Here is a 457-nt window from a genome sequence, read left to right as displayed (position 1 = left end):
GGCACAATCTCGATGATCCGACCGAACTGTTCGACGGCATGGAGACGCCCGGCGCGCGTCTGCGCGTCGGTGTCGCGCATGGGTCGATCCGCGATTTCGGTTCGCAGGGTGAAACCAAAAACCAGATTGCCCCCGACCGAGCGCGGCGATCGGCGCTCGACTATCTGGCGCTCGGAGACTGGCACGGCGCCCTGAAGGTCGATGCGTGTACATGGTACGCCGGCACGCCGGAAACCGATCGCTTCCAACGCGACGAGCCCGGGCACATTCTGCTGGTCGATGTGGATGAAGGGCGGGAACCGATCGTCACGCCAATCCGCACCGGCCGATTTCAATGGATAAAACGCAGCTGGACCGTGAACGATCAGGCTGGTTTCGACGCGGAATGCGATCAGTTGCTGGGGTCGATCGACCCGCCGGCAACGCTCCTCGATCTATCCCTTGCCGGCATCACCAA

The 457-nt window shown here is 62.8% G+C and carries 1 protein-coding gene; it reads left to right on the top strand.

Going from position 1 to position 457, the window contains the following annotated elements; all coding sequences use genetic code 11:
- A partial coding sequence (locus AACY19_RS27265; RefSeq protein ID WP_445262335.1) for a metallophosphoesterase family protein occupies window positions 1-457 on the top strand: 457 nt, incomplete at both ends.

This window comes from Pseudomonas sp. EA_5y_Pfl2_R50 (genome assembly GCF_963970475.1).
Taxonomy (GTDB): Bacteria; Pseudomonadota; Gammaproteobacteria; order Pseudomonadales; family Pseudomonadaceae; genus Aquipseudomonas.
Note: the sequence above shows the minus strand (reverse complement) of the source record. Positions and strands in the feature narration are given on the sequence as shown.